The 7,117-nt window shown below is 69.8% G+C and carries 6 protein-coding genes and 2 pseudogenes; 2 read left to right on the forward strand and 6 right to left on the reverse strand.

Annotation, left to right across the window (positions count from 1 at the left end; translation table 11 throughout):
• Positions 1-949, forward strand: a pseudogene (locus tag J7I97_RS37690) (helicase associated domain-containing protein); the annotation flags it as partial.
• A gap of 707 nt (positions 950-1,656) precedes the next feature.
• On the forward strand, positions 1,657-2,550 hold the full coding sequence (locus tag J7I97_RS37695; RefSeq protein ID WP_214944727.1) for a YihY/virulence factor BrkB family protein: 894 nt from the start codon (positions 1,657-1,659) through the stop codon (positions 2,548-2,550).
• A gap of 756 nt (positions 2,551-3,306) precedes the next feature.
• On the opposite strand, the gene J7I97_RS37700 is transcribed toward J7I97_RS37695, so the two are convergent.
• From J7I97_RS37700 to J7I97_RS37725, 6 genes and pseudogenes are all read right to left on the reverse strand, one after another.
• Positions 3,307-3,480 carry a hypothetical protein gene (locus J7I97_RS37700; protein WP_214944729.1) on the reverse strand — a complete coding sequence of 58 codons (174 nt, stop codon included), beginning with the start codon at positions 3,478-3,480 and terminating at the stop codon, positions 3,307-3,309.
• 27 nt (positions 3,481-3,507) lie between these two features.
• The gene (locus J7I97_RS37705) at positions 3,508-3,864 is read right to left on the reverse strand and encodes a PRC-barrel domain-containing protein (RefSeq protein WP_214944731.1); all 357 of its coding nucleotides are present in this window, start codon (positions 3,862-3,864) and stop codon (positions 3,508-3,510) included.
• Positions 3,848-4,306: an ATP-binding protein gene (locus tag J7I97_RS39755; RefSeq protein WP_285441187.1), complete on the reverse strand. Its 459-nt coding sequence runs from the start codon at positions 4,304-4,306 to the stop codon at positions 3,848-3,850. The genes J7I97_RS37705 and J7I97_RS39755 overlap by 17 nt, the downstream gene beginning before the upstream one ends.
• Complete coding sequence (locus J7I97_RS37715; protein ID WP_214944734.1) at positions 4,224-5,105, reverse strand: hypothetical protein; 882 nt, start codon at positions 5,103-5,105, stop codon at positions 4,224-4,226. Before J7I97_RS37715 ends, J7I97_RS39755 begins: the two co-directional genes overlap by 83 nt.
• Positions 5,106-5,115: 10 nt before the next feature.
• Entirely contained in the window at positions 5,116-5,679 is a 564-nt protein-coding gene (locus tag J7I97_RS37720; RefSeq protein ID WP_251059544.1) for a papain-like cysteine protease family protein, read from the reverse strand.
• A gap of 937 nt (positions 5,680-6,616) precedes the next feature.
• A pseudogene (locus tag J7I97_RS37725) lies at positions 6,617-7,117 on the reverse strand (hypothetical protein); the annotation flags it as partial.

A 7,117-nucleotide genomic window follows, 5' to 3' on the forward strand; every position in this document is an offset into this window, starting at 1 on the left:
CAAACCCAACGATCACCCACAACGGCGACCTCAAGGTGCCGTTCACGTTCCGCGTCCCGGCCGCCGAGGACGCCGAGAAGGCTGGGTGGCCGGCCTCGCTCGCCGGGTTCCCGCTCGGGCAGTGGACCGCCGACGCCCGCCGCTTCTACAACCGCGGCGACATGGACGAGCAACGGATCGCCCAGCTGGAGAAGCTCGGCATGGTCTGGTCGCACGCCGACGTCGCCTGGGCCGAGGGCCTGGCCGCCGCGCGCGGGTGGGCGGCCGAGCACGGGCACCTCCTGGCGCCGCTGGACGCCGCCTTCCAGGGCGCGCCGGTGGGCATCTGGCTGAAGAACGCGCGGGCCGCCGCACGGAAAGCGCAGGACATCGAGCAGCGGCGCGCCGAGGGGCTGCCGGTGGAGTCGTCCGCCGGGGCGATGACACGCTCGCGCCGCGAGCAGTTGGAGGAGATCGACCCGTCCTGGTGCCCGGTGTGGCCGGTGACGTGGCAACGCTGCTTCCACCTCGTCCGGCTCCACCTGGACACGGCCAGGAACTGCCCACCGTGGCGGGCGAGGCCGTGCGCCAGGGCGAGGACCTCGGCCGGTGGGTCACCTCCGTCCGGCACGGGTGGGACCAGCTCACCGGAGTGCAGCAGTGGATGTGCGAGCAGATCCTCGGCATCGAGCCCGCGACCGACGCCGAGAAGCCCAAGGGGCGCACCAGCCAGGCGGACAAGTGGGCCATGCACTACGCAGCCGCGGCCCAGTTCTTCGCGCGCGAAGGACACCTCACGGTCCCCCGCAAGCACGTCGAGACCATCACGCTCGACGTCGATGGCGGCCAGACGCAGTGGGACGTGCCGCTGAAGCTCGGGGCGTGGATCGACAACCAACGCCGCAGGGCCGCCACCTTGACGCCGGAGCGGGTGGAGCAGCTGTCCAAGGTCGCGATGAGGTGGGCCTGATGGGCATCCTCGCCGCCGCGGCCGCCGCGCTCACCGCCGGCTATCTGCTCGGGCGCCCGCGCCCGGAGCAGCGTCTGGGCGACTGCGCCGCCGATCAGGTCCGCTTCACCGGGCCGTGGGTCCGGGGCCACGCCGGCCGCCAGGCCGCCGTCGTCCTGGCCCACGTCATCACCGCGCCGCGCACCAGTTTTGTGTGCCCCGGCCACCGAGACGCAGGCGCCGGTACCTGTACCCGATTTGGACTGCATGCATCGCCAACCGCACCCGGACAGACAAGGGAGGCACAGCGTGAGCACCAAACGGTACGGCGGACGCGTACGGGGGAAGAGCATGACAACAGTCAGGAGGATACCGGTCCCGCCACCGGCCGTCTGCGGAGCCCGGGACAAGGAGGCCGGCGGCTGCCTCTGGGAAGTTGGCTGTCCGGCGTGGCAGCGGATAAGTTCTGCGGCACGACCTGATGCGGGTCCGCCGGTATCTCCACGCAGATCGCGCATCGGCGAGAAGGGCGTGCCGCCCGGGGTGACGCACGAACGGCTCGCCGGGGAACCCCGCCAACAGCAACCGGACGACGGCACATGGCACGAGGGGAAGGCGCCCGCCTGATGAACAGCTCGCCCACACCCGCGCTCGAGCCGGGCGGTGGCGACCACGCGCCGCTGCCACGCTCCGATACAGAGCCTCCTGCACACCACTTGCAGACACGCATGGCAACCACAGCGCCCTTGCCGCCCCCGACGTACGCGCGCGACCTGCCGGGCTGGCACCACATCGTCACCGCTCTGCGGCGGACCCCCGCCTCGGTGTGGAACGACAACGTGACCGACTTCGCTGCCGCCCTCACCTATTACGCGGTGCTCGCGCTCTTCCCGACGCTCCTCGTCACGGTCTCACTGCTGGGAATCGTCGGCGCCTCGACCACCGACAACCTGATCAGTAAAGTGATCGCTGTCGTGCCGACCGAGTCCCGCCCCGTCATGCTGAGCACGTTGCAGGGCATGGCGGAGCAGCACACAACTGCTTGGACCCTGGCTGTCTTCGGCACGATAGGTGCCCTGTGGTCCGCCTCCAGCTATCTGGGGGTCTTCCGCCGAGCCCTGCACCTCATGCACGGCATCGAGGACCTGCGCCCGGCGTGGAGGACGGCACCACGGCTGGTGATAACCACTTTGGTGCTGCTGATGCTTCTGGTTTCCAGTGCCCTGGTGCTCATCCTGACGGGCGAAGCGGCCCACACCGTCGGCCAGCTCGTGGGCATGGGCAGTACGGCCGGCATTGCCTGGAACGCGCTGAAATGGCCGCTCCTGCTGTGCCTGGTCGCCATCTTGGTGCTGGTTCTGTTCAGCTCGGGCCCGGCCGGGACACGCGGGGTGCGGCAGCGGCTTCTGGGAGACGCTCTCGCCGTGGCCCTGTGGCTCGCCGCCTCCGCCAGCTTCGCCCTCTACGTCTCGCACGTCGGCACCTACAACCGGCTGTACGGATCGCTCGCCGGGATCATCGTCTTCCTGGTGTGGCTGTGGCTGTCCAACCTGGCCCTCCTCACCGGCGCCCAGTTCAACGCCGAACTGGCCAAACTCCGCTTGGTGACCGACAGGTCCTAAGCTGCCCAGCCCCTCGTCCCGGGCGGCCAGCCACCCGATTCCCTCGCACATGGGTACCCCCACAGGCAAAGCGACGACCAGTGCGCCAGGCAGCGTGGCCAGTGCCACTGACAACCGCTGCCCGTCGCACCCGGGAGCGCCCCGGGAGCTGGGGGGAATGGGCCCCCGGGGCGGTGTGCATTCCCAGCCCACCCAACGGCAGGACACCCCCGGCGGTTCCGGGTCACCCGCACCCCTCCGGCCGGGGCCGCGCCTTGGGTCGCGCTCCCAGTCGCGTCGGAGGGCCCCGGGCGGCGCCTTGAGAATGAGCTCTGACCTGGAGGACAAGGGATCGGCAGGAGCCCGGCTCCGGCCCCGACTACCTACGTACAGGGAGTCCTTCACGGCCCGGCCACCGAACCGGCCCGCTCCCAACGCCAGTTCCGCATCCGGCCGCCCGCGCGAACCTCACCATCCACGCATCCGCGGCCCTGCGAACCCGGGCCCGCCGCGTAGTCGCCCTCGTGTGCCCGCACGGAAGACGCCTCACCACAACGCGGCCCGAGCCGGCCCCGCCGGGTCCACCGACCGGGGCTCCCTCACCGCGCACGACACGCGCGCACCCTGGAGCCCCCCGCCGCCGAGGCCGGGACGGCGATGATGCCGGTGAGGAACCGGCGAGGATCGGGCCGGTGAGCACCGACCGCCGCCCCCGGGCACCGGCCACCACCCCGCCGCGCCCTCGGAAACAGGCTGGCGCCCGCCAGACAACGGGTCTCAGCGCAGCCGACGGCGGTGACGGCCGGAGCGCTGCAAGTGCACGCCCAGGTACACCAGGGCGGCGACGAACACCACGATGCCGATGACCAGCAGGTAGAACAGCCCTTCGGCAACGGCGCCGATGATACCCAGGACGATCGCCACGATGACGAGGATCAGGAAAAGCGTCATAACGCAGGCATCTCCTTGTGGGGCCGGTCAGCGGCGGGCGAGCTGCCGCTCACCGTTCGCGCCGGGCTTGTAGGACAGACCGTAGTGCTCGAACACCGCCGCCTCGTCCTCGGCAGGCAGGACATCGTCCGTGCCGATCGCGGGGCACTTCTTCACCAGCGACCTGTCGTAGTCGACCTTGACGTAGCCCGGCCCTACGATCGCGCCGGCCAGCGGGACGAACACTAGACGTCGGCGGGTCGGAAGCCCGACCAGGACGGTGGCCATAGCCGGCTCGTCAGTGCTGGTGTCCACATAGATCGCTTCCAATGTACCGATCTTGTGCCCGCCTGAGTCCATGACGTCGTGGGTTCGCCACTCACGGATATCAGCGATCTGAATCATCCTCGGGATCCCTTCGCACAGCCGTGTACCCGAGCCGGTGCACTTCCTCAGCCTGCCCCGTAAAACCCGCCCTTACCAGCCTGGACACCTCCGCCGCGCCATCCCGGCCGGTCACGACGACGACCCCACTGCGGCCGAAGAGGATGACCGACTCGCCGGAGTGGAGCCAGCGCAGGGCCCCGAGATCGCGGATCTGTGCGGCCGGCAGCTTCGAGGAAGCGGTGAAGTCGAACTCCTCCAAGGTGACCTGCTGCTCGAACTTCGCCCGTGCCGGAATGTACGGGCGGTCCGGCCGTACGCTCCCTCGCTCCGCCCCGGCTGGCTGCCGTGGCGGAGCGAGGGAGCGTACGGGGCCGGGCTCAGCGGGTGCTTGCGCGCCGGCGCCGGCGGAGCACGGCGGCTGCGCCCGTGAGGGCGAGTGCTGTGCCGGAACCGCCGGCAAGCAGCAGGGTGGAGGACGAGGCGTCGTCCGCCTCGCTCTGGGCGCTGTAGCCGCTGGAGTAGCCCTTGGAGTCGTACTCCGAGCCCGGGAGCTTGTCGGCGTAGCGGGCCTTCACCAGCTTCTGGTAGTCGCCGAGCGACACGGACGCCCGGCCGCCCAGTCCTTGCCGGGCCTGGTCGTTGAGCGGCTCGACGGTGAAGAGCTTGAGCTGGTACCAGCCGCGGATCTGCGGCTCGGTGAAGACCAGCGTGCCCACGGTGGCCTTGCCGGCGTACGTGGCATCGCTGTCGCCGTCGCTCACGGCCGCCAGGTGCCAGCCGCCGCCCTGGGTGGGGGCGAGCATGACGGTGGCGTTGCGGCCGTTGACGGTCGTGCTCAGCGAGGAGACCAACTGCGTCAGCTTGATCGCCTCGGTGGGCAGCGGCTGGGCGGTGCCCGCGACGAACCCGGGGGTGATCTCGTTCCGTGCCAGCGGGTCCTTGATCGTGAAGGCCGGGAGGCCCTGGCACGGCTCGGCCGTTTCGGGGATCGTCTGCACCGGTCCGCCGACGCCGTCGGTGGGAACCGGAGTACGCAGGAAGCGGCAGACGGTGTTGCGGACGTCGGTGGACTTCACCGCGTCGAGGGCGGCCTGGTAGTCGGGGATGTCAGCCGGGAGAGGGTCCTTGGCCGGGGCCGCGTGGGCCGGACCGAGGACGGACAGCAGTGCGGATGCACTCAGTGCGATGACGATGGACAGACGGGAGGAGCGAGAGGCCGCCCGCGTGCTGGACATTCGGGTGCCGCTGGTGTCGCGCATGTCGCCTGCCTTAGCGGGAGATACCGATGCGGGAGTGGGTCCACTTGGACGAGCTGTTGCTCACGTAGTCGTTGTAGTTCCACCAGGTGTACGTGGTGGTGTCCGGCCACGGGTCGGCCACGGCGATCGTGGTGTTCGACGTGTCGAAGCCGTAGACCACGTTCATGTGGCCGCCGCCGGACGTCCACCCGATGCGGGCACCGATCGGCCGGGCCGCCTTGACGTCGGTGTATACCTGGTTGAACGTGGCTGCGCTGCTGAGGCCCGATCCGGTGTGGGTCATGCCGAGGCTGCTCCAGCCCCTGGCCATGTCGTCGAGCGTGGCGGGCTGGTTGTTGCAGCCGTAGGAGGGCTGGGCCCGGTTGCAGAAGTCCGTCTGTGTGGAGCCGAAGCCCTGGAACTTGGCGATGGTCAGCCCGGAGGCGACCCAGCACCACTGGGACTTCTCCTGCTTCAGCATGCTGATGGTGTCCTGGCCCGCTTCCGCGTGAGCAGTGCCTCCTGCGGCCGCGAGCGATCCCAAGGCGGCCAGCGCGATGGCCGACGCCGTGGTTCCGTACCTGAACCTGCCCATTTTCCTGCCTTCCCCTGCCTGATGGGTGCAACGAGATGAACGGGGCAATGTGACAGGAATATGACAGCGCACCATGCCAAAGCCAGATAGGGATCTTGCGGGAAATTCACCCCTACTGACTATTTGTCGGATAATTTGCGGCGTACGGGACCCGGTACATGTCGATGGGCGCGGCCGACATCCAGCGCCGCGTGTCCGGTGGAGCGGGAAGCCACCCGTCGCAGCCGGAACCCGCAGCAGCGTGCTGTGCTGGAGACCGTGGCCGCAGTCCTGGCGTAGCGGTCCGACTCTGCACGGACCGGCCACCGCAGGGCCGCACCGCCGGGGCCGTGATGGGAGGGCACGGCCAGCGGCGCGAGGTGACCGCAGCGGACGTCGGTACGGGTACGGACTTCCCAGGACCCCTCCACAGGAAGTAGTCGGCGTGCCTCCGACCCCTTTCTGGGCCTGTGACCTGCCTGTTTGGTGTTCATCGGCGCGAATGGAACGGGACCTGAAACGGGACGCGAAACGGGACCTCAAAGGGGACCCGAAACGGGACTACAAAGAGGACCCGAAACGGGACCCCTGCCAGCCGCGGGCCCCGCGCCCGAATCACGGTGGCGAAGTACTCACGGGCGGGGCCAAGGGCATCAGGGGGCTTGCCCGGGGCGGAAGCGGGAGAGCCATCCGCCGGCCTTCTGCTCGGGTAGGGCCTGCCCCTGCCCCTGCCCCTGCCCCTGCTCCTGATGCCGGTGCCCGTCCGACCAGACCCCTCGTACGTCAGTGACATTCCGCTGGTCGCAGTCTTCGCACAAAGACGGGCGGGGCTCTTGGGGGGCGCCCCAGCCGACGCGCTCGATCGCCTTCCACCGTTGGTCGGTGAACTCGGCACCGCACTCGGTACAGACAGGACGGCGGGCCTCACGCTGGAAGTTCGGCTGCTCTGCCCCACGCCTCACCGGCTCATGATGCTCCTGCCTGCCAGCCGCTTGGCCTTCGGCGACGACGGCCCGTTGCTTGCAGCCGTCACACAAGCGCGGGTGGGTGTCCTTCGGGACTCCCCAGTCCGTCGCGCCGGCCACCTCCCACCGTTCGTCGGTGAACTGCGCCCCGCAACCGACGCAGACGGGACGACGGGCCTCACGCTCGGCTGCCCTGCCCTCTTCTCAGCCTGCTCCGCGGCCGCCCGCCGGACCTGTGCCTGGTACTCCTCCTGCCGTGCCCTGGCCTCTTCCCGGGCACGGGCATCGGCCGCCTCACGACGAGGATTGCCGATCGCTGCCCACAGGGGCTCCATGTGGTCGCGGCCGAAGCGGAGGAACACCGGGCCGTGCGGTCCGTGCTCGCGCAGGTTCTGCAGGCCGGTCGCGATGATCGGGATCCTCCCGTCGTAGTGGTGGAATCCGCCCTTCTGCCGCTCGCCCTCCCACAGGTGCGGGTCTGTCCAGCCAACGGT

This window comes from Streptomyces sp. ISL-87, assembly GCF_018614095.1.
Taxonomy (GTDB): domain Bacteria; phylum Actinomycetota; class Actinomycetes; order Streptomycetales; family Streptomycetaceae; genus Streptomyces.

Bases quoted from the DNA above. Each gene is read 5' to 3' on its own strand.
- J7I97_RS37705 (WP_214944731.1), bottom strand. From the start codon at position 3,864: ATGATTCAGATCGCTGATATCCGTGAGTGGCGAACCCACGACGTCATG.
- J7I97_RS37715 (WP_214944734.1), bottom strand. From the start codon at position 5,105: ATGCGCGACACCAGCGGCACCCGAATGTCCAGCACGCGGGCGGCCTCT.
- J7I97_RS37720 (WP_251059544.1), bottom strand. From the start codon at position 5,679: ATGGGCAGGTTCAGGTACGGAACCACGGCGTCGGCCATCGCGCTGGCC.
- J7I97_RS37700 (WP_214944729.1), bottom strand. From the start codon at position 3,480: ATGACGCTTTTCCTGATCCTCGTCATCGTGGCGATCGTCCTGGGTATC.
- J7I97_RS37695 (WP_214944727.1), top strand. From the start codon at position 1,657: ATGGCAACCACAGCGCCCTTGCCGCCCCCGACGTACGCGCGCGACCTG.